This is a genomic window from Pseudoalteromonas sp. APC 3358 (assembly GCF_030408075.1).
Classification (GTDB): domain Bacteria; phylum Pseudomonadota; class Gammaproteobacteria; order Enterobacterales; family Alteromonadaceae; genus Pseudoalteromonas; species Pseudoalteromonas arctica.
In genome coordinates, this window is sequence record NZ_JASDCE010000010.1 from 160,721 (window position 1) to 185,056 (window position 24,336).

General features: G+C 39.2%; 19 protein-coding genes. 8 read left to right on the top strand and 11 right to left on the bottom strand.

The window, feature by feature from the left end:
* Positions 1-29: 29 nt before the first annotated feature.
* A complete protein-coding gene (locus QL995_RS15815; protein WP_290294569.1) occupies positions 30-1,811 on the top strand; it encodes an alpha/beta hydrolase in 1,782 nt (593 codons plus the stop codon).
* A 34-nt stretch (positions 1,812-1,845) separates the two neighbouring features.
* Here the strand turns inward: QL995_RS15815 and QL995_RS15820 are convergent, their stop codons facing one another.
* The 8 genes from QL995_RS15820 to QL995_RS15855 all read right to left on the bottom strand — a co-directional run bounded on the left by QL995_RS15820 (position 1,846) and on the right by QL995_RS15855 (position 12,470).
* Positions 1,846-2,637, bottom strand: a complete 792-nt coding sequence (locus tag QL995_RS15820; RefSeq protein WP_290294570.1) for a sterol desaturase family protein — start codon at positions 2,635-2,637, stop codon at positions 1,846-1,848.
* Positions 2,630-3,310 carry a CDP-alcohol phosphatidyltransferase family protein gene (locus QL995_RS15825; protein ID WP_024607849.1) on the bottom strand — a complete coding sequence of 227 codons (681 nt, stop codon included), beginning with the start codon at positions 3,308-3,310 and terminating at the stop codon, positions 2,630-2,632. Before QL995_RS15825 ends, QL995_RS15820 begins: the two co-directional genes overlap by 8 nt.
* A 32-nt stretch (positions 3,311-3,342) precedes the next feature.
* Positions 3,343-3,981, bottom strand: coding sequence for an ATP-binding cassette domain-containing protein (locus QL995_RS15830; RefSeq protein WP_290294573.1), 639 nt, complete (start codon positions 3,979-3,981; stop codon positions 3,343-3,345).
* A 71-nt stretch (positions 3,982-4,052) separates the two neighbouring features.
* Positions 4,053-5,807, bottom strand: coding sequence for an ABC transporter permease subunit (locus tag QL995_RS15835; protein ID WP_290294574.1), 1,755 nt, complete (start codon positions 5,805-5,807; stop codon positions 4,053-4,055).
* Positions 5,804-7,138, bottom strand: coding sequence for an ABC transporter substrate-binding protein (locus tag QL995_RS15840; protein ID WP_290294575.1), 1,335 nt, complete (start codon positions 7,136-7,138; stop codon positions 5,804-5,806). Before QL995_RS15840 ends, QL995_RS15835 begins: the two co-directional genes overlap by 4 nt.
* Positions 7,125-7,943 (bottom strand): DUF547 domain-containing protein, encoded by an 819-nt coding sequence (locus QL995_RS15845; protein ID WP_290294576.1) that lies wholly within the window; start codon positions 7,941-7,943, stop codon positions 7,125-7,127. Before QL995_RS15845 ends, QL995_RS15840 begins: the two co-directional genes overlap by 14 nt.
* Positions 7,944-7,945: 2 nt before the next feature.
* Positions 7,946-10,099 carry a bifunctional TVP38/TMEM64 family protein/FAD-dependent oxidoreductase gene (locus tag QL995_RS15850; protein ID WP_101216402.1) on the bottom strand — a complete coding sequence of 718 codons (2,154 nt, stop codon included), beginning with the start codon at positions 10,097-10,099 and terminating at the stop codon, positions 7,946-7,948.
* Between the two features lie 10 nt (positions 10,100-10,109).
* Entirely contained in the window at positions 10,110-12,470 is a 2,361-nt protein-coding gene (locus QL995_RS15855) for a TonB-dependent receptor (RefSeq protein WP_290294577.1), read from the bottom strand.
* Positions 12,471-12,896: 426 nt separating this feature from the next.
* Here QL995_RS15855 and QL995_RS15860 point away from each other — a divergent pair, with 426 nt between their 5' ends.
* Together QL995_RS15860 and QL995_RS15865 are read left to right on the top strand one after the other, a co-directional pair.
* The gene (locus QL995_RS15860; RefSeq protein ID WP_007581772.1) at positions 12,897-13,310 is read left to right on the top strand and encodes a hypothetical protein; all 414 of its coding nucleotides are present in this window, start codon (positions 12,897-12,899) and stop codon (positions 13,308-13,310) included.
* A 287-nt stretch (positions 13,311-13,597) separates the two neighbouring features.
* Positions 13,598-16,114 (top strand): plasma-membrane proton-efflux P-type ATPase, encoded by a 2,517-nt coding sequence (locus tag QL995_RS15865; RefSeq protein WP_290294578.1) that lies wholly within the window; start codon positions 13,598-13,600, stop codon positions 16,112-16,114.
* Between the two features lie 117 nt (positions 16,115-16,231).
* On the opposite strand, the gene QL995_RS15870 is transcribed toward QL995_RS15865, so the two are convergent.
* Entirely contained in the window at positions 16,232-16,657 is a 426-nt protein-coding gene (locus QL995_RS15870; protein ID WP_007581776.1) for a hemerythrin domain-containing protein, read from the bottom strand.
* A 347-nt stretch (positions 16,658-17,004) separates the two neighbouring features.
* Here QL995_RS15870 and QL995_RS15875 point away from each other — a divergent pair, with 347 nt between their 5' ends.
* Genes QL995_RS15875 through QL995_RS15885 form a run of 3 tightly spaced genes read left to right on the top strand, consistent with a single transcriptional unit; the run spans position 17,005 to position 17,823 of the window.
* Positions 17,005-17,259 carry a hypothetical protein gene (locus QL995_RS15875; protein ID WP_101216404.1) on the top strand — a complete coding sequence of 85 codons (255 nt, stop codon included), beginning with the start codon at positions 17,005-17,007 and terminating at the stop codon, positions 17,257-17,259.
* Between the two features lie 59 nt (positions 17,260-17,318).
* The gene (locus QL995_RS15880; protein WP_008165783.1) at positions 17,319-17,576 is read left to right on the top strand and encodes a hypothetical protein; all 258 of its coding nucleotides are present in this window, start codon (positions 17,319-17,321) and stop codon (positions 17,574-17,576) included.
* Between the two features lie 28 nt (positions 17,577-17,604).
* The gene (locus tag QL995_RS15885) at positions 17,605-17,823 is read left to right on the top strand and encodes a DUF6500 family protein (protein WP_024591904.1); all 219 of its coding nucleotides are present in this window, start codon (positions 17,605-17,607) and stop codon (positions 17,821-17,823) included.
* A gap of 36 nt (positions 17,824-17,859) precedes the next feature.
* Here the strand turns inward: QL995_RS15885 and QL995_RS15890 are convergent, their stop codons facing one another.
* Both QL995_RS15890 and QL995_RS15895 read right to left on the bottom strand, forming a co-directional pair.
* Positions 17,860-19,779, bottom strand: coding sequence for a GGDEF domain-containing protein (locus tag QL995_RS15890; RefSeq protein WP_290294579.1), 1,920 nt, complete (start codon positions 19,777-19,779; stop codon positions 17,860-17,862).
* A gap of 178 nt (positions 19,780-19,957) precedes the next feature.
* The gene (locus tag QL995_RS15895) at positions 19,958-21,622 is read right to left on the bottom strand and encodes an RluA family pseudouridine synthase (RefSeq protein WP_290294580.1); all 1,665 of its coding nucleotides are present in this window, start codon (positions 21,620-21,622) and stop codon (positions 19,958-19,960) included.
* A 316-nt stretch (positions 21,623-21,938) separates the two neighbouring features.
* Here QL995_RS15895 and poxB point away from each other — a divergent pair, with 316 nt between their 5' ends.
* On the top strand, positions 21,939-23,663 hold the full coding sequence (gene poxB, locus QL995_RS15900; protein ID WP_290294581.1) for a ubiquinone-dependent pyruvate dehydrogenase: 1,725 nt from the start codon (positions 21,939-21,941) through the stop codon (positions 23,661-23,663).
* A gap of 198 nt (positions 23,664-23,861) precedes the next feature.
* On the top strand, positions 23,862-24,335 hold the full coding sequence (locus QL995_RS15905) for a hypothetical protein (RefSeq protein ID WP_290294582.1): 474 nt from the start codon (positions 23,862-23,864) through the stop codon (positions 24,333-24,335).
* The last annotated feature ends 1 nt before the right edge of the window (position 24,336 follow it).

A 24,336-nucleotide genomic window follows, 5' to 3' on the forward strand; every position in this document is an offset into this window, starting at 1 on the left:
GTACTTATTTATATTTATTATTGAAAATAATGACTGTCACATTATTAATGGCCGGTTGTAATGGTACTAATAAGGATTCGAGTTTAACAAGTACCCAGCCCAAGGGTTTAACTAAAGTTAAATTAAAAAATCGAAGTTATTATGTGGCAACACCACGTAATAACTTTGATACAAAAAAATCTTATAAGCTTTTATTAGCTTTTCATGGTTCTGGGCAGAGCGCTAAAAATATGCAGAGTATGGCTGCGTTTGAATCTGCATCAGAAAATTATATAGTTGTTTACCCACAATCAAAAGTTGAAGAGTGGAATGAAGGATGTGATTGCAATAAACCCCATCGATTAGGCATTAATGATTTGGTGTTTGTCGAAAATGTTGTTGATGATGTTAAAGCTAAATACAACATTATTGATGGAGAGCTTTTTGCGGTCGGGTTTTCTCAAGGAGGTTTATTTACACAAAATTTAATGTGTAATAGTAGTTTAAAGTTTGCGGCCATAGCATCAGTTGCCTCGCCTATGTCAGAGCAGCTGTCTCAACGATGCGAGATAGTAAATCACACCAACTACATGATGGTACATGGCACAAATGATCAGACTTTACCCTTTGAAGGTAAAACTCATTCAAATTTTGGATTAATCCCAAGTAGGCTTGCTATTGAAATAATAGCCAAAGAAAACAGTATTGATTCGGGTGTACAATTAGAAAAAAGTCAGGCAATCGCTAAATATACATTTAAAAATGATAGCTATATCAACCAATTGGTAGCAATTGAAGGCGGTGGGCATAGTTGGGCATTTAGTAGTTTTAACACCACTGAAGAATTAATAAGCTTTTTTGATACAGTAAGTAAAACTAAACTCGATACCTACTCAAAATTATATCGCGTTGATCAACAACAAAAAAACGATGTACATGTACGTAGCATGGGCCTTGAACATTCGGGGCCCGCGATTATTCTTTTATCGGGCTTTAATAAAAACTTTCATAGTGACAGTGCTTGGTTTGCTTTACTGCAGCCATTGATAGCAAAAACTCATCGTGTACACGTTATAGAACGCTTTGGAAGCGGTTTTAGTAGCCCTGCTGAGCAACCATCGTATGCTTCTTTTGTGCCTGCATTAGATAAAACGTTAGGACTGCTTAATGAAAAGGAGCTAATTATTGTTAGCTTTGCCAGTGCAAATATTTTGGCTCATTTATGGCAAAATTCACCTGATTCACAATTTGTAACTAGCCTTAACGGTATGGTGTGGATTGACCCTGATGTTTTGCTGCCACACTCTATTAGCTTGTATCAAGATTGGCCCGTATATTGGTATAGAGACGCGGGTGATACCTTAATCACACATATAGAAGAAGGTAATTGGACGCAAAGGACTCGAGATAAATTAATTGATGAACGTACAACGACCGAAACACTCATCCCTTCACAGTATAAAGCAGAAATGGATTGGCCGTATTTTGATTTAATAAGCCAAAGCCGTACTCAAATTGATAAACAAGTAACACGAGCAAGAGAGATTATGAATTATCATGATGATTTAAATCGTGTTATTAGTGCCGATATAGCCACATCCACTCCAATCTCCGTTATAGATACTGATTTTGAGTCGCATGATATTAAAAATGCAGAACCTGAATTCGTTGATAACTTAGTATTATGGCAACAAGAGGGCTCTTTATGGAGCCAGCAAATTAGTGAGCAATCGGGTGGGCAATATATACCTCTAAGTAATAGCGATCATATGGCAGTTTTTCAGCGCCCAGACGACATTTTAAAAGCAATAAAAAATATAAAAAGTAAATAACCTGATGTAATATATTAACTAAGTGAGCTTATGCTCACTTATTTTTAAAAGGCATGATCAATAAGCCCCACAATGAGGCATTTTGCTTTTTGCTTGGGTATTCTTTTAAGCCAATATTTATATCTGCGTCGGTTTTTTTAGCTTTATCTTTGTAGCTACCAAATAATTTATCCCACCAAATTACACTAAAACCATAGTTTGAGTTAGTTTCACTAACCACTTGGCTATGGTGAATTCTATGCAATATTTGCGTCATTAATATTAAACGAAGTGGTTTTTCAATAGCATTAGGTAGGCGTATATTTGCATGATTAAATAATGCTAAACCATTAAGTGCTATTTCAAATATAAGTACCGCAATGGCAGGTACGCCAAGAGCAGTTACTGCAATGAGTTTTATAAGTATGCTCAGTACAATTTCGATAGGGTGAAAGCGCAAGCCCGTACTTGTATCAACGTGGGCATCGGCGTGATGTACGCGGTGCAAGCGCCATAAAATAGGCACTTGATGAAATAATCTATGCTGCCAATAAATTAATATATCGAGTAAAAGTATGCTCAATATAATAATTATAATGCTTGGTAGGGCTATTTGATTAAATAAGCCAATGCCGTGCTCTTGATTGTAAAGTGCCACGGCGGTTAACCCAATAGGGACCACTAAGCGCGCAATAACTGATGAAGCAAACACTAACCCAAAATTAGCAAACCAACGTGTACTGCTTTTAATAGGTGCTTGGCGAGCAGGCTTTTGCCATTCAAGCAGCATCATTATAATTAAAATACTAAAAAAGCAGCCGAGTCGCCACCATACTTCATTAGTCATTTATTACCTCTGAATTTGCACTGCTAGGCATGTTTTCAGCTGCTTTGTTAGCATCGGCTTCTTGTTGCTTAAGCGTGTGATAACCGCCATGTATACGGGTAAAAATAGTTATGCCACACGCAATAGCAAAAATGCTCGCCATAACCGCAAAGTGCTGCGGCCAAATACAAAATGCAATAAATAGCGCTATTGTTTCAGTGCCTTCGGTTAAGCCGTTTAAGTAGTAAAAGCTTTTGTATTTAAATTGCGGTTTTTCGAGTTTAAATTTTTCGGCGGCAATCGCAAAAGCTAAAAAGCTTGAGCCCGTACCAATAAAAGTGGCAAGTAATAACGATCCCGCTATCGCGTTTTGCTCAGGGTTTGCCAAAATAAAGCCAAGCGGAATAGCCGCGTAAAATAAAAAGTCGAGTGTGATATCTAAAAAGCCACCCGCGCTTGAACTTTGGTTTGCATAGCGTGCTAATGCGCCATCAAGTCCATCTAAAATTCGATTTAAAGCAATGGCAACTAATGCCCCGTACCACATTTCAAATGCCAGTAATGGCACGGCTAATAAGCCAACTAAAAAGCCAACCACAGTGAGCTGATCGGCAGTTATGCCGCGTTTATGCATAAGCATAACCACAGGTGTTAAAAGTGGCTTAATTACAGGGGTGATAAATTTGTCTAGCATGTTTGTTGCCTTATGCGTATTAAAGCCACGAATTAAAGTGCGCTATTTAAAGTAATGAGTTTGCCATTTGCAGCGTCGGCGTCGCTATGGTCATGAGTTACCATAATTGCAGGTAGCTTATGATCGCGTATTTGGCTAAACACGAGTTCGCGTGTATCAACACGCAGTTGGGTGTCGAGTTTGCTAAAGGGTTCGTCGAGTAAAATGGCTTTAGGTTCGCTCAGCAGCATACGTAATAATGCAACACGGGCTTGTTGCCCGCCCGATAAGTTATCGGGGTGACGATTACCCATGTCTTTAAGACCAACTTGCTCAAGTGCGTGTGCTATTTTTTCAAGGCGTTGTTTTTTATTACCTTTGGGCATTGCAAAGGCAATGTTACCAGCAACAGTTAAATGCGAAAACAATAAAGCGTCTTGATAAAGCACTCCAATATGGCGCAAGTGTGGAGGGGTATTATCGATATTTTGACCATTAAGCCACACCTCTCCATTGGCCTTAAAGCTACTTGGTAAAGTACCCGTAAGCCAATTTAATAAGCTTGATTTACCACTGCCCGATGGGCCCATAATAGTTAGAATTTCACCGCCATTAACTTGCTCGTTTAAGCTAAGTAACAGCTCATTTTGGCGATAAAGCTGACAATTTTTAATCTGTAACGATGACTGCATTAAAAAACCTTAACCCTGATAGTGTTAAACATGGGTGCTTTAAATATGTGCGCGTTTAAACTTGCGTACTTTTAAACACGTGCACTTTTGAAAAAATATTTAGGTAAACCCCATGCCAGTATAAATCCAATAAGTGGCAACGCCATTTGCATAATAGCGTACACGGCACTGGTGCGTCTGCTTGCGCCATTGGCAAGCGTAACGGCTTCGGTTGTTATTGTAGCTATGCGCCCGCCGCCAGCTAAAAGCGTGGGGAGGTATTGTCCAAAACTAATTGCTAAGCCCAGTGCGGCTGCAATTAAAATAGGGGCAAACAACTGAGGTAGTTTTACTTTAAAAAACACCTTGCATGGCGCTGCGCCTAGGCTTGCTGCAACATGAGCAAAACGAGGATCTAAGCGCCTATAACTGCTCGCAAGTGACAAAAACACATAAGGCAACACAAACAGTAAATGCGTAAGTACCACATTAAAAAATGCGGCTTGGTTATTTACCAATTGTTGTATCCATACTAGCCCAAACAAAAAGGCAATACTGGGTACTAATAACGGTAAATAAATAATTAAACTGGTAAAACGAGAAATAGGTTTGTCACTCAACTGCTCTGATTCTAAACATAATAAAGTAAGAATAATGGCAAATAGTGTGGTTACTAAACCGATTGCTAGCGTATTAAAAAGCGGACTGCCCATTTGCATTAGCGCACTTTTGAAATGCAGTAGTGTAAATTGCTCAGGCATTGCATCTGGAAAGCGCCAAAAACCTGCAACCGACCACATAACTAAACCAATAAGTGACAACAGTATAAAGCTAATTACTAATGTGGTGAGTACTACCGTTATTTTTTGCCAATAAAATCCGCCGTATTCGCGCACTCCATTAGTGAGAGAGTCGCTAAATAGCACTTTTACGGCCTTTTCCCCGCCAAGCCAAAGGGCTAATAAACCGCCTGTAACAACCAGTTGTAATAAAGCACCTGCTGAGGCTTTAATACGCAGGTTTAAATCAACATCGTTAAACCAATGCATTATTGCAACGGCCAACGTAGGTGGTGTATTTGGGCCTAAAATGAGTGGCATTTCTACACTGGCACTTGCATAGGCAAGCACGGCTAAAAGTGGTAAGCGCAGCAGCGGATAAAGGCTTGGCAGTATTACTTTAAAAAAGGCGGTCATTGGGCAATAACCCAAGTTAAGCGCAACCTTATGTTGTTGGCGTAATTTTTTGCCAAGCTCAGGTTGAGCAAGTACGCCCAGTGCCATTAGTAATAAAAAGGGAAGCTCTTTGAGTGTTAAGCCTAAAATAATACTAATACCAAACGAGTCATGGGGAAATATGCCGTTTGGTGCAAGATCCCAACCGCTTAACCAAGGCGACGCTAAGCGTGAAATCATACCTGAAGGGGCAATTAAAAACCCTACTGCAATAGCCGCGGCGGCATGAGGTATCACTAATATAGGGCTCAATAAACGCTGAATTCGGTTAAGCCACGGGCTATTAAAAAACGCAGCTAAAATCATTAAGGTAATGATAAATGCAAGCAAAGTACTTATTAAGCCCGTTGCAACGCTTAAGGTAACCATTTGGGTAAGGCCAGGTGTTTGCCAAAGGGCATTAAAACCTTGCAAGCTAAACGTTGTTTGCTCAAGTACGGGCGCATAACCAAAGGCAGGCAGCAATACGCTAATTAAGCCACCAAGTACGGGTAGTATAAGTAAAGCGAGTAAAAATCGTGGGCTAAATTTTACAATGCGCGTAAACATATCGGTGCTGCACTGCGTTGTTGCTTTGGTATTTACTGGTGCACTTTTTGAAATAACGCTCATTGGCTTACTCCATAACGGGTTTGCCAACCTTGCATAATGGCGTTTACCCAGCTTGGATGAGGTTCGCTCAATGTGCGTTTAATACTGTTTAAAGGCAGTGCACTTGGATGCGGTTTAGCTGTTTTAAATAAGGCTTGCTGTTCAGGCGTTAACGTTGATTGAATAAGTACGCTTTTATCGCCCCATATATGCGCTTTTTGTTTTTCAGCTTGCGCCTCAGGGCTGAGTAAAAAATTAGCCACTAATTGCGCACTTTGCTGGTGGCTTACATTGTAAGGGATTGCCACAAAATGAGTATTACTTAAACTGCCATCACTCATTGCGTAACTGCGAATGCTGTTTGGTAAATCATAGCGTTTTACAGCTGCCGGTACTTCAGGTGCTGAAAAAGTAAAGGCTAAACTTAACTCTGTATCGTCCACAAGGCGGCGCATTTGAGCACCACTTTGCATAAAATGACTGCCACTACGCCAAAGCGTTGGGTGTAGTTTATCTAAAAAGTCCCACAGTGGGTTTAATACTTGTGCCGTATTTTTAGTTGTAGCTGGTTGGTTTAGCTGCGCTTTAATGTTTTCGCCGCTTTGCTGATGCAGTACAACTAAGGCGTATTTTAAAAAGCTCATACCTAAAAAGTCAGGCGGCTTTGGGTAACTAAAGCGACCAGGGTTTTGCGCGCTCCAGTTTAATAATTCGTTTAATGTCGTCGGCAATTTATTGTTTGCCTTACCATTTATTGCAATGCTGTCGTAATAAAATGTAAGTGACGCTTGCCCCCATGGCGCTTCCATCCCATTGGTAGGTAAACCAAAATCAAAGGTTACAGCAGGGTTATTAGCCGGATCGGTTAATGCAAAGTAGGGGAGTTTATTTGCCCATTGCTTTAAAAGCAGAGAGTGCTCACTCATGGTGGCAAAGTTAGCCCCGTTGATCCACATTAAATCTACGCTGCCTTGGTTGTTATTGTTTGCTGATTTTTCGGCAAGTACACGGCTAACTGCTTCGCTGGTATCGCTTAATTTTACATGCACTAGGTTAATGTTGTACTTAGTTTTAACTTGCTGCGCTGCCCATTGAATATAAGCATTTATTTGCGCGTCGCCACCCCATGCATAAAAGTATACATCTTGATTGCTACCAAGTGTTTGAACTTGTTGCCAGCGAGATCCCTGTTGTGTGTTTATTACTAAATTACTTTTACTATTTGAGTTAATAACGGTATTAGCAAACGCAGTGCTCGAAAAAGCAGCAAAATTTGCGATTGTACAAACGCAAAACGCGACACAGCAAAAGCTGTATCGCGCCTGTGTTTGCCAAAACTTAATGGCGAACATTTAAATCCCAGTTATAGTCTAAAAATTTAACTTTCATGTCATCATTTTTTAGTGCTTTTTGCTGAGCGGGTATCAGTTTAAGTGCATCGCTGTATTGCAAGAAAAACTGCTGTAGCGTGTTTGTACCTCTAAAGCCTTTTTCAAAGTCATCGCCGTACCACTTAAATATTGAAGACACGCTTAGCGTATTTTCTTGAGCCATATTGCGTGTCATATCTGATAAAAAGCGCACTGTTTGCTCTTGCAATTGGCTTTCCAAATCAGTGGCTGTATACGCTTCTTCTCGAAGCGCTGGGCAACCAATACTTGCGCAATTTACTGCAAAGTGAATGCGTGGGTCGTTGTATTTACCGCTGCCACGAATTAAACCATGTTCTATATCATCAAGGCTGCGAGTTTTGCCAAGTAATGGCACAAACTCTTTACTCCATGGTGAGCTAAAAAAGCTCCCTAAGTCTTTGATTGACTTAATATCAGGGTACTTAGTCAATATAAGTTCAACAGTCCACGCATTATAAGCATTGATTAAAAAAGCGAGTTGCTTAGGCTTTTCCCATGCGTCAAATTCGCTTTGCGTTACAGCCGTTAACGAATCTAAATACGTTTTTAGCTGTGCATGCTCACGTTTTATGGCAGCGTAATTAACCTCAGTACTGTGATTATGGTTAATAGCGACAACATGCTTATTTAATAATGCATTCCAGCTATCGTGCATGTTTTGGGCTTGGGCCGAAAATGATGTTGCAAACGATGTTACAACTAAAGCCGAACCAAGTAGCAATGCTTTTAGAGGTGTTTTAAACATAATTAACCTCTACGCCAAGTGTGGTATTTTTCAAGCAAGTTAAGCACTTTTTCAGGTGCATGAGCGCGTTTCCACTCACCTGCTGCGTATTTGTTACCTTCAGCCCAAGTAGGGTAGCTGTGTATAGTACCGAGTATTTTGTTAAGACCTAAGCCGTGTTTCATTGCCAGTACAAACTCAGCAATTAAATCGCCAGCGTGTTCAGATACCACGGTAACGCCCAATATTTTATCTTTGCCTTTGGGTGTAATCACTTTAATAAAGCCTTTTGTAGCGCTGTCGGTAATTGCACGGTCTAGCTCTTCAAATTCAAAACGAGTAATTTCGTAATCTATGCCTTTGTCTTTTGCGTCTTGCTCGTTTAAGCCAACACGTGCAACTTCTGGGTCAATAAACGTAGTCCACGGAATAACACGGTAATCTACTTTAAACTTTTTAAGGTGACCAAATAAGCCATTTACCGCTGCGTACCAACCTTGATGGGCTGCCACATGTGTAAACTGGTATGGACCTACAATATCGCCTGCTGCAAAAATATTTGGGTACAGTGTTTCTAGGTATTCGTTAGTTACTACTGTGCGGTTTGTTTCTATGCCTAGCTCTTCAAGACCGTAACCTTTAAGGCGCGCACTTCGACCAACAGCACATAATAGCTCGTCGTATTCAATATCTATTTCTTTGTCGTTATGTTTAACAACAATATATTTTTTACCATCGCGCGTTTCACAGCGAAGTGCTTGGTGCGATGTTAAAATATTAACGCCACTTTCGGTTAACGCTTCGTGAGCAAAAGTAGACACTTCAAGATCTTCTTTGATCATGATGCGTTCGCTCATTTCAATTTGCGTAACACTTGAACCTAAACGTGCAAAGCTTTGTGCTAATTCGCTACCAATTGGACCGCCACCTAGTACTACAAGTTTTTTAGGTGCCTCATCTAGCTCTGCAAATTTATTCCACAATGTATCGCTTGTTACATAGCCAGTTTCTTCAATACCAGGTAGTGGCGGTACAAATGGGCGTGCGCCAGTGGCAATCACAATAGTACGAGCGGTGAGTGTTTGCGTGCCACCGTCGTTAAGTTTAATTTCTACAGTCCACGGGTCTATTAATTTACCGTAACCTTTTACTACATCTACGCCTAAGTCTGTGTAACGCTCAACACTGTCGTGTGGTGCTACATCGGCAATAACTTTATGTACACGTGCCATTACTTTTTTGAACGAAAACTGTGGTGTTGCGTTTTCTAGGCCGTAGTTTTCACCATGGCGAATTTGCTCTGCAATTTTAGCGCTTTTAATGACTGCTTTACTTGGAACACAACCATAGTTTAAACAGTCGCCGCCCATTTCGCCCGCTTCAATAAGGGTTACTTTTGCTTTAACAGCAGCGGCTATATAACTTGTTACCAAACCACCTGCGCCTGCGCCAATAACAATCATGTTACGGTCGAATTTTTTAGGCTTAGTGTAGTTTTTGTATACGCGACGTTTTTTAAACACGTTTAAGATTCCTTTAGCAATGAATGGGAAAATGCCCAATAAAGCGAATGATAAGATTAAGTTGAATGATAAAATTCCAGATAAGCTATCTATTTGAGCCAGTTGCGTACCTGCGTTAACAAATACAAATGTACCGGCTAGCATACCTGCTTGGCTTACCCAGTAATAAGTCCATGACTTTATTGAGGTAACACCCATTAGTAAATTGATTAAAAAGAACGGAAACACCGGCACTAAACGAAGGGTAAATAAGTAAAATCCACCTTCTTTTTCAACGCCTGCATCAATGGCGGCTAAGCGCTCAGGAAAACGTTGTTTAATAGTGTCGCGTAGTAAGTAACGCGATACTAAAAAGGCAAGCGTTGCGCCAATAGTTGAGGCAAAAGATGCAACCAATAAACCCTCTACCAAGCCAAACAATGCACCTGCGGCAAGTGTTAAAATAGCGGCGCCTGGTAAAGAGAGAGCAGTTACAACTACGTATAGTAAAAAGAACCCACCAATAACCAACAACGGTGACTGCTCTTTGTAATCGCTAAACTGATCCATTGACCCTTTTAAGCCATCAAGCGTAAGTAGTTGGTGTAAGTCAAAATGAAAGAACAGGCCGACGGCGGCCGCTGCAATCAATAATAAAAATATTTTTTTAATCATGTTCTCTCTCTTAAAAACTATGCGTAAGGGTTAACTTGGCGTTAATTGGCAACTCAGGGAAAGCTAAAGTTGCACCAAAGTAACCGCCTTCAAATACTGGGCGCCAGTTTTTTTGATTCGTTACGTTGTTCACATCTAATCGTAACTTGGTACTAGGCGTAAAAGCATAGCTAGTATTTACGTTTAGTGTGTACTGATCACGAATTTTTACTGTCGCCAAAAAGTCTAATGGGTAACTCTTTGTATATAGACCTGAAAAACCCGTTTGCCATTTCGAATTAATTGAATAATTTCCGTTAAAGCTGAACGATTGCTCAGGGATACCCTGTACACGGGTGTTCGAAGGTGCAAAAGCGGTAAAGCTAGGTGCGCCAACACTGGTACCTTCAATAATATCTGGACGTGAGTTGTCAAATGCATCGGCTACTTGAGCTGAATCTTGGCTACTTGCAGAATTATCGTAGCGAGCGTCAATATAGCTGTAGCCAGCACTTAGCCAATAAGGGTAAGCATCATAAAATACTTGGCTTTCAAAGCCGGTAGTACGAATGCCGGTATTGCTACCATCGCGATTACGTAAACTACGACGTTGGCTGAATACTGCTCCATCGGCGTACCAATCACTGTCGGTTGGTGCGTATTTTAAACCAAATTCAACTAAAGTATTTTCGGTTGAAAAGTTTTGCGCGCTAATCGTGTTGTCGCCACCAAGAGACGTGCCGCCAGCCATGCTATTTGATGTGGCTTCGTTGTAACTTGCTGCACCATAAGTGGTGTAATCACCATTTAATCGGTAGTTAAAGCTTACTTGCCCCGAATGTAGCTTATCGTTAATGCTATCGCGAGCTGCAATTTCACCTTCTGGTGCTATTGGGTCGTGCGCGTCTACGTCATAAAAATCAATGCGGTAGCCAACACTTGTATGAAACTTATCTGTCCAATCAGAATCTTGCTGAATAGCAAAGCCTGTTTGCCATGAGCGCGAATCGGTAGTGTCTGATAAGTTAAAGTCGCCATTGCCGTCATTATTAATATCATATTGACCACCAGGGGATACAAATATACCTGGGCTAATTTCAATTAAACGCGCTTGTTGTACATCAGTTAAAGGAATGCGGCGATTTGAAATTGGGCCAGTTAAATCAATAGGTAAGTCGGCTTCTGTTGTAAATTGGCTGTAGCCTAATACGCGGTTATAACGCACATCAAATGCAAAAATTGTTTGCTGATTACTATTCCAAAGGTAGGTAAGCTCGGTACGGTTTTGCGCGGTATCGGCACCATCTATAATTTCAACAAAGCTATTTTGTGCAATTTCTTCGCGTTGTAAGTGCTGAAAATACGTAATGTTTTTAATGGATGCGTTGTTGGAAAGTTCACGCTTATAAATGCTGTGTAGTAAATAAGTAGTGGCTTCGTTTTGATTATCAGGATCGGTAAGTACTGTACTACGGTCTATTTTTACTTGCCCAGTTGGTGAGATTATTGAACCTGCTGCCGGTACTGTGCTGCCATTTGCTTGCACGCCTTGGCCGGTAATATAAAGGCCATTATCTATTAGCGCTTGAGTAGGGCGGTTAATACCTGCGTTATCGGTAAATTCAACTTGGTATAACTCAAAGTTAATATCCCAGCTGCTCTTGTCATCGGGTAATACGCGTAATGATGCAAATAAGCTGTCGCTCTTTGTGCCTGAAAAGTCGTAGTAGCTGCCGTTATCTATGTGTTCAGCGCTTACTCTAAAACCTACTTTATCTTTTACAATGGGTGCACTGTAATCCACTAAAACACTGTACTGATCCCATCGACCTGCAGATACCGTTGCTTTGCCTTTACTTTCGTCAGTTGATGCTTTTTTAGAATGTAAGTTTACAAAACCACCGTTGCGTTGGCTTGAGCCAAATAATACCGGCGGCGCGCCTTTTACCACGTCTATCTGTTCTATAGAGTTGAACGATAACGGCACGCCAAAGCCGTTATTACCGGCTTGTCGGCGTGTACCATCTTGGAAAAGCTCACCTAATTGCCCACGAATAGTAGGTAAACTTGGTGCGCCAAAACCACTGGCTGAATAGGTATTAGGGCTTACTGCGAGCACGTCTTGTAAAGTCGTAATATTGAGTTGCTCTATTAACTCGCTTGAAATTGGTGTTACTGATCGGGCTATATCTTGTAGGGCTAAGTTGTCGCCAAACGGGCCGTCTACAGTGGCGTTTTTAACCGAAAGACCTTGAGATTTAATAACTTGGCCTGCCACCTCAATGCGCTCTATTGCGCCATCTTTTGTTGTTTTTGATTCTTCGGCTGCAAAAGCATTAAGTGGTGTATTTAATATGGTGGCTAGGGAAAGTGCTAAATATGCGTGTTTCAAACGTTTTCTCTCTACGGTTAAAATGTTGTTGGCGATAAAGACCGAAAGGATTAAAAATAAATTTCAGTAAAATTTCGATTCTTTTTGTTTTTTAGAACATAACAAAACAGATGTATTATAAAGGTGGTAATTAAGTACTATAGTTTTATCAGTCGATAAAATATCAATAGAGCGATTGTATTAGAGTGAATGTAAATATTTGCTTTTAATGGGCTTTTTTAATTATAGACTACTTTTCACCTGCTAACATTTTAAAGTTGTTAACTTTTACGCCGCATTTTTTAATTCCTAAAATAAGCTTCACTTTTATTACTACAAAGCTTAATTACTTTTTTAGTTAAAATAATTAAATTTTTTTGAAATAAAAAATAACTTATACGGTCTAGGTTACTTCAACGTTTATTAATATTCATTTAAGGAAATTTTATGACAGGTTCAATGAGTTCTGATGTGCAAAACCGTTTGCAATGGTCACTTTTATCTTTGCGTTTAGGCGTATTTATTGTAATGGTTATGTGGACGTTCGATAAATTCGTAAACCCTGGTCATAGCGCACGTATTTTCGAACATTTTTACGGTATTAGTGGCTCATCTGACATAGTTGCTTATGTTATCGGTGCTCTACAACTTGTATTAGTATTGGCATTTTTAGCGGGTATTAAAAAGCGTATAACTTACGGTATCATTTTTGTAATGCATGGCTTATCAACGCTTTCTTCGTACAACCAGTATATAGATGGCTTTAATAACTTATTATTCTTTACTGCATGGCCAATGTGGGCTGCGTGTTTTGCACTTTACTTGTTACGCGACCAAGACGTGAAATTTACTGTAAAGTAATAAAAAAATAGCTATACCCTTAAGGTTGTAGCTAAAAATACATTGGGCTGAGTTATTTACTATTTCAGCCCAATGTATAGCCTTTGAGCACTTCTTTTAATAATCCACCCTCTTTGTCATCTTCTAAAAATAATCCTTTTTATATTATTTCATCTTAAATATTGCGTTAGATCAAAGTTAATATATTTGTAAGAACAATATCGACAGCTTTAGTTTATGTTAGCTATACGGTTAGTAGGTTTTAATTACCTCAAGTTATTCAACTCAATGTTGTATAGAAGGCTCGTATGGAAAAGGTCAAAATTTCGTCAGCGCATCAGTCATCAAATCGTTCAGTAAACAAGTCTTCACATAATCAAAATTGCGATGAATGGAGCAAGCTCGATTTAGCACAATTACAAGCAAAGCTAAAAACATCATCCGACGGGTTAAGCCAAACTGATGCCACACAAAGATTGGCACAATATGGACCTAACGAACTAGTTGAAGAAAAAACAAACCTACTACTCAAATTTTTATCTTACTTTTGGGGACCAATACCGTGGATGATCGAGGCTGCTATTATTTTATCTGCGCTTGCTAAGCACTGGGCTGATTTTTTTATTATTCTTGTATTATTGTTGTCCAACGTATTGGTTGGCTTTTGGGAAGAGCATCAAGCGGGTAATGCAATTGCCGCATTAAAAGCAAAATTAGCTAACAAAGCACGCGTTCGCCGCGATACTCAATGGCAAAATTTAAATGCCAGCGAGCTTGTACCAGGTGATGTTATTAGAATGCGGATGGGCGATATAGTGCCTGCAGATGCGCGTTTGCTCGATGGTGATTCAGTAGAAGTAGATCAATCATCACTTACGGGTGAGTCGTTACCGGTTGTAAAGTCGGCGGGTGAAACTGTTTATTCGGGCTCTATTATTCGCCAAGGTGAAATAGAGGCAATAGTATACGCAACCGGCGCTAATACCTTTTTTGGTAAAACAGCACAGTTAGTGCAAGGGGAGCGAACCGCAAGTCATTTTCAGCGTGCGGTGCTTAAAATTGGTAATTATTTAATAATGCTTGCTGCGGCTTTAGTGTTGCTTATAGTTATTGTTGCTTTGTTTCGCGATGATCCAATGATCACCACATTGCAGTTTGCACTGGTATTAACTGTTGCTGCAATACCAGTTGCAATGCCAACAGTGCTATCAGTTACTATGGCTGTAGGCGCTCGTTTATTGGCTAAAAAGCAAGTGGTTGTAACACGTTTAGCTGCAATTGAAGAGCTAGCGGGTGTTGATATTCTGTGTTCCGATAAAACCGGCACATTGACACAAAACCTATTAACGTTGGGTGACCCGTTTTATATCGAAAACTCAATAAATAAAGGCTCTGCTGAGCAAGTTATATTGTACGCGGCATTAGCATCTCGCTCAGAAAATAACGATCCGATTGACTTAGCAGTATTACAAAGTGTAAAAGCTGAGCAGCATCTAGATTCTTATCATATAGAACATTTTCAGCCATTTGATCCTGTGAGCAAACGCACCGAAGCGTCAATTAAAAATGCTAATGGCAAAACGTTTAAAGTGACCAAAGGTGCACCGCAGGTTATTTTAGCTTTGTCGGCTAATATTGAGGCAGTTAAAACTCAAGTTGAGGCATCAATAGATGAATTTGCAGCACGTGGGTTTCGCTCTTTAGCGGTTGCTAAAACAGACGAGCAAGGTAAATGGCAATTTATAGGCGTATTGCCACTTTTTGATCCACCGCGTGAAGAAGCAATACAAACCATTGCCGATGCAAAAGAAATGGGTATGAGTGTTAAAATGGTCACGGGCGACCAAGTGGCCATTGCGCGCGAAACTGCAAGTAAACTGGGTTTAGGGACAAACATTCTTGATGCTAGTGGATTTGGTGCAACTGAGCATCATCAAGCCACACAGTTAGATGATTCTATCGAGAGTGCTGACGGATTCGCACAAGTATTCCCTGAGCATAAATACCATATTATTGATGTGCTTCAGCATAGAGGGCACATTGTTGGCATGACAGGAGATGGCGTAAATGATGCGCCAGCACTTAAAAAAGCTGACTGTGGCATTGCTGTATCGGGTGCTACAGATGCAGCGCGTTCAGCAGCATCAATTGTGTTAATGACCGATGGCTTGTCGGTTATTATTGATGCAGTTAAAGAAAGCCGAAAAATATTTCAACGCATGAACAGTTACGCTATTTACAGGGTTGCTGAAACACTGCGCGTATTACTTTTTATGACAATGGCGATATTAATTTTTAACTTTTATCCGTTAACAGCAGTCATGATTGTGATGCTTGCTTTACTTAACGATGCCGCCATTTTGTCTATTGCATACGACAATGTGCATTATCAAAATAAGCCCGAAACATGGAATATGCGGCTCGTTTTAGGTATTGCATCTGTGCTGGGAATTGTAGGGCCAATTGCAGCCTTTGGTTTATTTTACTTGGGCGATAAAGTATTTGAACTCGACCGTCCTCATCTTCAAACATTAATGTACTTATTACTTTCTGTAGCAGGGCATCTGACTATATTTTTAGCGCGTACCCGAGGTCCATTTTGGTCTATTAAACCGTCTGCTATATTAATGGTCGCTGTATTTGGCACGCAAGTTATAGCAACACTTATTGCTGTTTATGGTGTGTTTATGACCCCACTAGGATGGGGATGGGCACTTGCAGTGTGGGCATATGCTTTGGTGTGGTTTTTTATTAACGATGGTTTAAAGCTAGTGGCGTATCGAATTTTCGATCCGACAGAAGCACCCTTACTAGAGAAGAGTTAGCATATAGGCTTAAAAAAATGGTTATAAGCCAAGCGGCTTATAACCAATAGTACACAAGGGAGTGTATATAAGGTGGTTCAATTATTTGTGAGTAAAGTTACTCACAAATAAAAAGTATTAGTGCATTGCATCATTATACTGCTTTGCCAAGCTTTGTTTTTGCCCTTCGGTTAATGCTTTACCCGCTAATTGAAATACTTCGTGTTCTTCTTCACTTAAATGATGATGTACTAAATGATGCAGTTTTTTAGCTGCAACTAACCATGCAGACGAGCTCATTTCGGTATCTTCAAGTTGTTCAATTAATTCATCAATTTCGTGATGTTCAGCTACGCTGTGGCGCGCTTTTTCATGAGTTAAGTCATCAAACATAAGTGGATTGTAAAAGTAACGTTCTTCAAATTTTGCGTGTTGTTCTAGTTCTGTTTTTAGCTCGTCCATTAGCGTGTGGCGCTGCTCTGTGTCGCCGTGCGTTTGAATAAGCGCATCTACCAATTCTCGTTGTTTGTCATGGTCATGACGTAGTGCTTCAAAAATATTCATAACTAATCCTTTTACAATTTATTTGCTTATATCATTACTAGCAAACTAAATGCCAAATATTAAGTTGATGTATTTTATTGCTTTTATTTTGATTTTTTATTTTTGGGCTGCTATCACTGTAAATTTTACAGTGAGATGAATGCAATAATTTCAGGATTTTACGTAGTTCAATTATAAAAGAGAGTATAAATTCCTACAGAACCTTACAAATATTTACTGGTTGTTTATTTTATTGTAGTGATAAAGTAGCAATATTATTTAGGTACAATCTATATGTATTACTCCCACATATAATACCAATCGGTATAAATGCAGGTAGCACGTTAACTTAATAGGATAGTTTAAGGATGAACATAAAAAGCCCCATCGCCGCATTATTGCTGTGCGCTTTACTGAGTGCATGTAGTACTGCCCCACGTTCTGACCCTAACTTATGCATTGAAGAGGCTGAAACGGTTGATCGAAATGGCGCTCAAACAAGCTCAGAAGTTTATAATCAATGCATTAGCGCACAAATTAAAAAGGATGAAAAAAATGACACTTTTTTTGATGCTATAGGTACGTTCTTTTTTGAATTTTTTGTAATGGTGGTAGAAAAGTAAATAGGCTAACTTGCAGCTGTAATTTAAAGTAAATAAGTTGCGTAAAAATAGGATTAGTTATGAAGCAATTATTGATAGCAATTCCACTTTTTTTATTACTAAGCGCTTGTGCGGCACAGCCTTACGCAGGCTCGGCAAAATGTATGGAACAAGCAGATATTGCATACGAAACCGATACACGTAAAAATGAGACATTAGATAATGAATGCAAAGCTGCAAAAGTAAATACGCCTAATAAAGAGCTTGAGAATCATGGCTTGGTTGATAGAAGCCTTTTGCAGCTAATCGTTAGCGTTTTAAATGGCGTATTTCAGTAATACAGCATTAATATGATTAAAGGTATGTATGAGGGAAGAACTAAGAGCAAAAATAATTACCGTATGCGATAAAAAAATAGCAGTTAAAGGTGAAAATGTAGGGCTTTCTTTTTATGCATTTTTTGCTAATAAAAACGACGACCCAGAGCTACTTATGGAAGCTGCTACTTGGTGGATACACACCCATAAATTAGATCATTTTGTAAAAGCACATAAAATTAAACAAATGGTTTTAGACGGACTTTAGTCAAGTAAATGAGCCAATACTTTTAGCTGTGCTTATTTAATCAACAACGACTTGGTTTCTTCCGTTTTCTTTTGCTTTATAAAGTAATTTATCTGCATGCTTAATAAGAACATCTAGTGTGCTTTTTAAAGAGCCACTTACAGAGGCCCCTGCACTAAAGGTGATTTTTGTATCACTAGGAAAGTCTTCTATATTACTGCAATGCTTGGCGAAGCTAATGGCGAGTCGGTTAAATATATCGCGAATTATTCGTTCATCAACCGTATTTAGTGCAAATAACCATTCTTCGCCGCCGTAACGACCAAACTGATGATCATTACATAGTGTTTCTTTTGCAGCTTTTGCAAAGGCAATAAGAACTAAATCTCCAACATCGTGACCAAAATGGTCGTTAACTTTTTTAAAGTAGTCTAAGTCAACAATTGCTATCGTCATTTTACCTTCACCAAGCTTTGCTTCTGCTGCGCACATTATTCCTCTGCGATTAGGGCAATTTGTTAGATAATCTGTTAATGAAATATCGTGATATTTTTGACGTAGTCGAGCTTGCCGATAAAATAAAAATAATGAAGCAATCACTAAAATAAATGCAATAGCAGCGCTAAGTCGCCAAATTATTTTTTGTTGATATTCTTCTTTAGCTTGTAGTTCACTAATGTCTTTTGCGTACTCTAGTTGCTGTATTTTTTCTTCTTTTTCTTTTACTTCAAACTGCACTTGTAGTGTTTTTATATTATTTTCACTAGTTGCTTCGTAGTGTTTTTTTGTATAAAGGAGCTTTTGTTCAATTGCTTCAAAAGCCTCGTCAGTGTAGTTAAGGCGTCGCTTTAGTTCATAGCGTTTACTTAAAAAATCGGCTTTATAAATACTGCGGCTGAATTTATCTAATTTTAAAAACACCTCATCGTTTGCTTCATTTGCTTGATCAAGTAAATCTAGTTTTATATATATGTCAGCTAACAAAATGAGCGATGCGAGTTGCATGTCATGTACACCTGCAGAACGAGCAAGCTCAATGTTTTCTTTAGTTAAAGTTAAAGCTTTATCGTAGTTTGCTTGTAAGTACTCAATACTGGCAATTGAGTACTGAGCAAAGGTTAAGCCTTTTTGCATATTAGCTTTTTTAAAATAGAGCAATGCTTTGTCTAGGTATATTAAGGCATCTTTAGGTTTTTCTATCTCAAGCAATATATTGCCTAAACTCCAATATGCTTTTGCAGTAAAAAGCCCATCTTGTGTTTGCTCATATGCCGCAACCGCTTTTTTTGCATAATATATGGCTTTGTCTTTTTCGTTTAGATAATTGTATGCATCGGCTATTTTTCTAAAAAAGTATCCTTGAGATGCTGAATCGTCATCTTTTAATGCTAATTCTAACCCCTCTAGTGCAACATTTAGGGTCTTTTTCAATGCATCTGTATCGGTGTAATAGTAAGCAAGTGCTCGTAAAATAATGATTTTTTCTTTAGTTGAATGCTGTTGCAAGCTCTCTTCTAATTTTGTGGCTAGCGTGTGTGCTGGAGTTGGGTTTGCCTCCCTCGCTAGAGACTTGAGTTGTGATTCGAGAAATAATAAATATACACTTTTTTGATTTGGTAACTCTTTGTTCTTTAAGTAATAGGATAAGTGTGTGTTTAACGCTTCGTATTTTTCTTGTCTAAAAAGTAACTCCGCATACAAAGCGGCTGCTTCTAGATGAAGGTTCTCCCAATTTTGCTCTTTGCTTATTTTAAACGCTTGAGTGAGTTTGTCTTCATTTTGAAGATAGTCTAATTCATTCAGTTTTATGTTGTTGATCAGGACTTGAGTTGTGCCAAAGTCTAGCGCATGTAAAGTCGCACTTAATGAGTCGCCGTTAGCTGAGGCAAGCTTACTTAAAAGTAAAAATAAAATGAGAACAATATACTTTGCCCATAAAGTATTACCTAAAATCTTTATTTGTGTATTGTTAGCCATGTTAATCCTTTGCTGACTTATTTTTATTATTGAAATACTTATTCACATTGCTTAATAAACTTGGGTTTGAACAGTTTTTTATACTTCTCATTGAAAAAACAAGACCACAAACGATATCAATTAAATTAATAAAAACCAACACATTGAATAATATAGTCGTTGTAGCTATGTGTTTTTATTAAAAATCTGCAGCTACTTCAAACTCTAATCGTTTATCCGTAATTGGGTGAGTAAATGCTAAGTATTCTGCGTGTAAATGTAATCTATCGGCTTTTTGTCCGTAATGTGTGTCGCCTATAATTGGCATGTTTAAACCTAAACTGTGTGCGCAATGCACTCTTAATTGATGAGTTCGCCCTGTTTTAGGGTATAACTGTAATCGGGTAATGTTGTTGTTACGCTCTAAAACCTGCCAGGTAGTAAGCGACGGCTTACCATGTTTGTAACACACCATTTGGCGCGGTTTATCATCAAAGTCGAGCATTAATGGTAAATCAATTACTCCGCTATCCTCAGCTACGTTACCATTAACTAACGCGACATAACGTTTATCTATGGTGCGTTCAATAAACTGCTTTTGCAGTGCTTTGTGCACGCGTTTATTAAGTGCGATCATCAATAACCCTGAGGTCGACATATCTAACCTGTGCACAATTAGCGGGCCTGAAGCCTCTGGAAACTGCGTTTTGATTCGCATATAAACTGAGTCATCAATATTAACGCCAGGCACAGATAAAAACTCAGCGGGCTTATTTACCACAAGTAAGTCGTCATCTTTGTAAACAATACTTAAATCTTTACCCTGAGCTGGGTTGATAAGTAGCGGGTTATCTTCAACGTTTAAGCCCTTTAGCATGTGCCCAAGTATTGGTTGGCATTTACTGTAACAAGAAGGGTAGTAGTTTTTATGCTGCCTAATTGCTGATTTAGGTGCTGCTCCCCACCAAAACTCTGCCATAGCAAGTGGTTTTAAACCATGCTTATAGGCGTATTGTAATAATTTAGGCGCTGCACAATCGCCAGCACCCGAAGGAGGAGTGTGCTCAGGTAATGCTGCAAAAATAGCATTTAAGTCTGTAGTTTCACCATTTGCATTTAAAAATTGGTACTGCGCAAATAACTTTTTTTGTAAGCTTTTAGAAAGCGTTTTACGGCGCTTTTTTAAATGAGCAATTTCATCAGAAATATTGATGTGTGTTTGCTGCAGTGACTCGATTATATTTTGCCAATAGGATTTAAGTGCCAGCAGTTGCTTTTTTTCTACGATGCTTTGCCCTGCAAGCTTATTTTTTAACTGCTCAAAATCACTTTCGCTAAGCTCTAATTCGCCTTCGATACGTTGTATTTTTCGTTGCTGACGACCGGCTTGCATCACTGCCTGTTGGGCTAATAGTGCTTGCTGGTAGCTTTGTGTTGCATCATCAAGTTTGCTATTAACTTCATGCAGTTGTTCGCTATTTTCTAATTGCTCAATTTGAGCATTAATATCGTTAATTATTTTACTTTGAGTCAAATAGCTATCGTCTTGCAGCTGCATGCTAGAAACAGGCGGCACAAAGCTAATATTACCTTTATCACCTTCAATTTGCCCCGAATAAGCACTTAAAAAGCCTAATTGTTGCTTAGCATTTTGCACCACTAAAACCCCAAACATTTTACCTGCATTTTCTGCATTTTCTGCTTTTAAATGCGTTAACGTTTCAAGTTGTTGCTGTAATTGTTTTGTGGCTGCTACAGCTAAAGGTTGCGGCTCATAATAAAAAGGGAAAGTAAACTTTTCAGGAAGCGCGAGAGAATCAATATTTTGAGAAAATAATGTAAAGCACAAAGCAGAATTTGACATAGAAGTAAGAGAAAAGCATTCAGTAAAATAATTGAGCGCATAATAACATATTCATAGTTAAGCCACTAAAAATCTCGCACCCGCATATTCATAAACACTTTAAAGCGGACATTCATGTTTTATGTATCAGTATGGGGGCGCAGCAAACCCAGGCGTTTGTTAGTAAAGTCTCAGTAGTAATATATCTATCATTATCAAAATACCTAAGCTTATCGATTCTCAATAATTGAGCGCATTTCGAAACGATGACTTACTTGATAGAGCAGAGGCGAAAAATCAATTTACAGAATAACTGAATATTTAGGAGTTCTATATTATGAGTCAAAATATCGCAAGTTTTATCACTAAAACCCTCGAACAAGCTGGCGTAAAACGTATTTGGGGAGTAACTGGCGATTCACTTAACGGCATTAGTGAAAGTCTGCGAAAAATGGGAACAATTGAATGGCTAGGAACGCGACATGAAGAAGTTGCCGCATTTGCAGCCGGTGGCGAAGCGCATTTATCAGGCGAGCTTGCGGTGTGTGCGGGTTCTTGCGGGCCAGGTAATCTTCATTTAATTAACGGCTTATTTGATTGTCAGCGTAATAATGTACCGGTATTAGCTATTGCCGCACACATTCCTTCATCTGAAATTGGCAGTAGTTATTTTCAAGAAACCCATCCGCAAGAATTATTTAAAGAATGCAGTGTATATTGTGAAATGGTTTCGAGCCCTGAGCAAATGCCGTACCTGCTAGAAACCGCAATGCGACAAGCAATACTAAACAAAGGCGTGAGTGTACTTGTGCTACCTGGCGACATTGCATTAAAAGATATGCCTAAAGCTATTAAGCCAAAATGGAACGTGCCAAAGCCAGCAACTTATACCCCCGCTTTATCTGATATTAAAGCAATGGCGACTCATCTTAATAAAAGTAAAAAAGTAACCTTACTGTGTGGTGCTGGTTGTAAGGATGCCCACGACGAAATTGTTGCGCTAGCCGAAAAATTACAAGCGCCAATTGTGCATGCCATGCGCGGTAAAGAATTTATTGAGTACGATAACCCTTACGATGTTGGTATGACTGGGTTTATTGGCTTTGCGTCGGGCTATCATGCAATGCAAGAAGCCGATACGTTACTTATGATTGGTACTAGTTTTCCTTATCGTGCTTTTTATCCTGAAAATACCACCATATTACAAATTGATAATCAGGCAGCGTCACTTGGGCGACACGTGCAAATTGACTGTGGCGTGCTAGGGGATACTAAAAACTCAGTGACCACACTGCTTGATTATATTAAAGGTGAACGGACAAGTTCGCACTTACAAAAATGTGTTAAAAACTACAAAGAGTCTCGACAAGATCTTGATGAACTTGCCAGTGGCAAAACCTCGCAAAACTTAATTCACCCGCAATACCTAACGCGTTTACTCAACGAGCAAGCGGCTGACGATGCTGTTTTTACTTGTGATGTAGGTACGCCAACAGTGTGGGCTGCGCGTTATTTATCAATGAATGGTAAGCGCCGCTTAATTGGATCGTTTAATCATGGCTCTATGGCAAATGCCATGTCGCAGGCAATGGGGGTTCAATCTGTAGATAGAGACCGCCAAGTCATTGCAATGTGTGGCGATGGTGGCTTTTCGATGTTAATGGGCGATTTAATCTCGCTTAAGCAGCTTAATTTACCAATAAAGATTGTTGTTTATAATAATCGCTCACTTAGTTTTGTGGCCATGGAAATGAAAGCCAGTGGGTTTTTATCAAGCGATACCGATTTAGAAAACCCAAGTTTTGCTAAAATTGCAGAGGCCTGTGGATTAAAAGGGATTCATGTGGACGACCCTGAAAAATTACCATCGGCAATGAACGAAATGATGAATCACCCAGGACCAGTTGTTTTAGAAGTAGATACCGCAAAACAAGAGCTTTCAATGCCGCCGCAAATCAAATTAGAGCAAGCAAAAGGCTTTAGCGTTTACATGATGAAGGCGTTGATAAACGGCAAAGGAAACGAAATTGTAGAGCTTGCCAAAACTAACTGGTCACGCTAGCTAAGTTACTTCCCTATTGAGTATTTTGGCTCAATAGGGAAGTGCCAAAGTAATAATCCTCACTGTCATTCTCGACCATTAATAAGTGATGGTTGCTTGTAAGTAATTGAAAAAAAATAGAAAATCATATATGGTTTATCATTAAATTAATAAAAATACGCATAAAATGCCTCTGCTTCATAGAGGAGCGGAGCAATAATGAAATGGAAATCAGTTTTACTGTCGCTAGTTGTTTTATGGCTTATCCAAGCCCAGCAAAACAGTTTACGCACCAATGAATACGCAAATATAATTTCTGATTTAGATAAGGTTAGTGTGCTTGGCGAATGTGAAATTTCTACGGAGGTTACAAGAGGGTGGCCATTATCTTGGGCTATAAGCGGCGCTGAAATTACTGTTAAGAACAAAAATACTTTGCTGACAGCAACAACCAGTAAGTTTAATAAACCAGATCGTAAATTTCTTAGCACACACAATACTCACTATCACTTTACGTGGTCCAAAACCAAAAACAACTCTGTATTTGCATCATACATGGACGTAGAAATAGAGCCCGCAGGTAAAGTTGCAGGCCTTATAATAGGCAATTGCTCTGACTACCCCGAAGGCCCAGAATTAATAGGGCATTTAGAGCGTTGTAATAGTATTGTAGAGTCAATTACGTGTTTGTAAA

What these genes read in the sequence shown, in the direction of transcription:
- QL995_RS15885 (WP_024591904.1), top strand. Translation starts at nt 17,605, where the DNA reads ATGAGGGAAGAACTAAGAGCAAAAATAATTACCGTATGCGATAAAAAA.
- QL995_RS15835 (WP_290294574.1), bottom strand. Translation starts at nt 5,807, where the DNA reads ATGAGCGTTATTTCAAAAAGTGCACCAGTAAATACCAAAGCAACAACG.
- QL995_RS15870 (WP_007581776.1), bottom strand. Translation starts at nt 16,657, where the DNA reads ATGAATATTTTTGAAGCACTACGTCATGACCATGACAAACAACGAGAA.
- QL995_RS15880 (WP_008165783.1), top strand. Translation starts at nt 17,319, where the DNA reads ATGAAGCAATTATTGATAGCAATTCCACTTTTTTTATTACTAAGCGCT.
- QL995_RS15865 (WP_290294578.1), top strand. Translation starts at nt 13,598, where the DNA reads ATGGAAAAGGTCAAAATTTCGTCAGCGCATCAGTCATCAAATCGTTCA.
- QL995_RS15830 (WP_290294573.1), bottom strand. Translation starts at nt 3,981, where the DNA reads ATGCAGTCATCGTTACAGATTAAAAATTGTCAGCTTTATCGCCAAAAT.
- QL995_RS15840 (WP_290294575.1), bottom strand. Translation starts at nt 7,138, where the DNA reads ATGTTCGCCATTAAGTTTTGGCAAACACAGGCGCGATACAGCTTTTGC.
- QL995_RS15815 (WP_290294569.1), top strand. Translation starts at nt 30, where the DNA reads ATGACTGTCACATTATTAATGGCCGGTTGTAATGGTACTAATAAGGAT.
- QL995_RS15820 (WP_290294570.1), bottom strand. Translation starts at nt 2,637, where the DNA reads ATGACTAATGAAGTATGGTGGCGACTCGGCTGCTTTTTTAGTATTTTA.
- QL995_RS15890 (WP_290294579.1), bottom strand. Translation starts at nt 19,779, where the DNA reads ATGGCTAACAATACACAAATAAAGATTTTAGGTAATACTTTATGGGCA.
- QL995_RS15845 (WP_290294576.1), bottom strand. Translation starts at nt 7,943, where the DNA reads ATGTTTAAAACACCTCTAAAAGCATTGCTACTTGGTTCGGCTTTAGTT.
- QL995_RS15905 (WP_290294582.1), top strand. Translation starts at nt 23,862, where the DNA reads ATGAAATGGAAATCAGTTTTACTGTCGCTAGTTGTTTTATGGCTTATC.
- QL995_RS15850 (WP_101216402.1), bottom strand. Translation starts at nt 10,099, where the DNA reads ATGATTAAAAAAATATTTTTATTATTGATTGCAGCGGCCGCCGTCGGC.
- QL995_RS15860 (WP_007581772.1), top strand. Translation starts at nt 12,897, where the DNA reads ATGACAGGTTCAATGAGTTCTGATGTGCAAAACCGTTTGCAATGGTCA.
- poxB (WP_290294581.1), top strand. Translation starts at nt 21,939, where the DNA reads ATGAGTCAAAATATCGCAAGTTTTATCACTAAAACCCTCGAACAAGCT.
- QL995_RS15875 (WP_101216404.1), top strand. Translation starts at nt 17,005, where the DNA reads ATGAACATAAAAAGCCCCATCGCCGCATTATTGCTGTGCGCTTTACTG.
- QL995_RS15825 (WP_024607849.1), bottom strand. Translation starts at nt 3,310, where the DNA reads ATGCTAGACAAATTTATCACCCCTGTAATTAAGCCACTTTTAACACCT.
- QL995_RS15895 (WP_290294580.1), bottom strand. Translation starts at nt 21,622, where the DNA reads ATGTCAAATTCTGCTTTGTGCTTTACATTATTTTCTCAAAATATTGAT.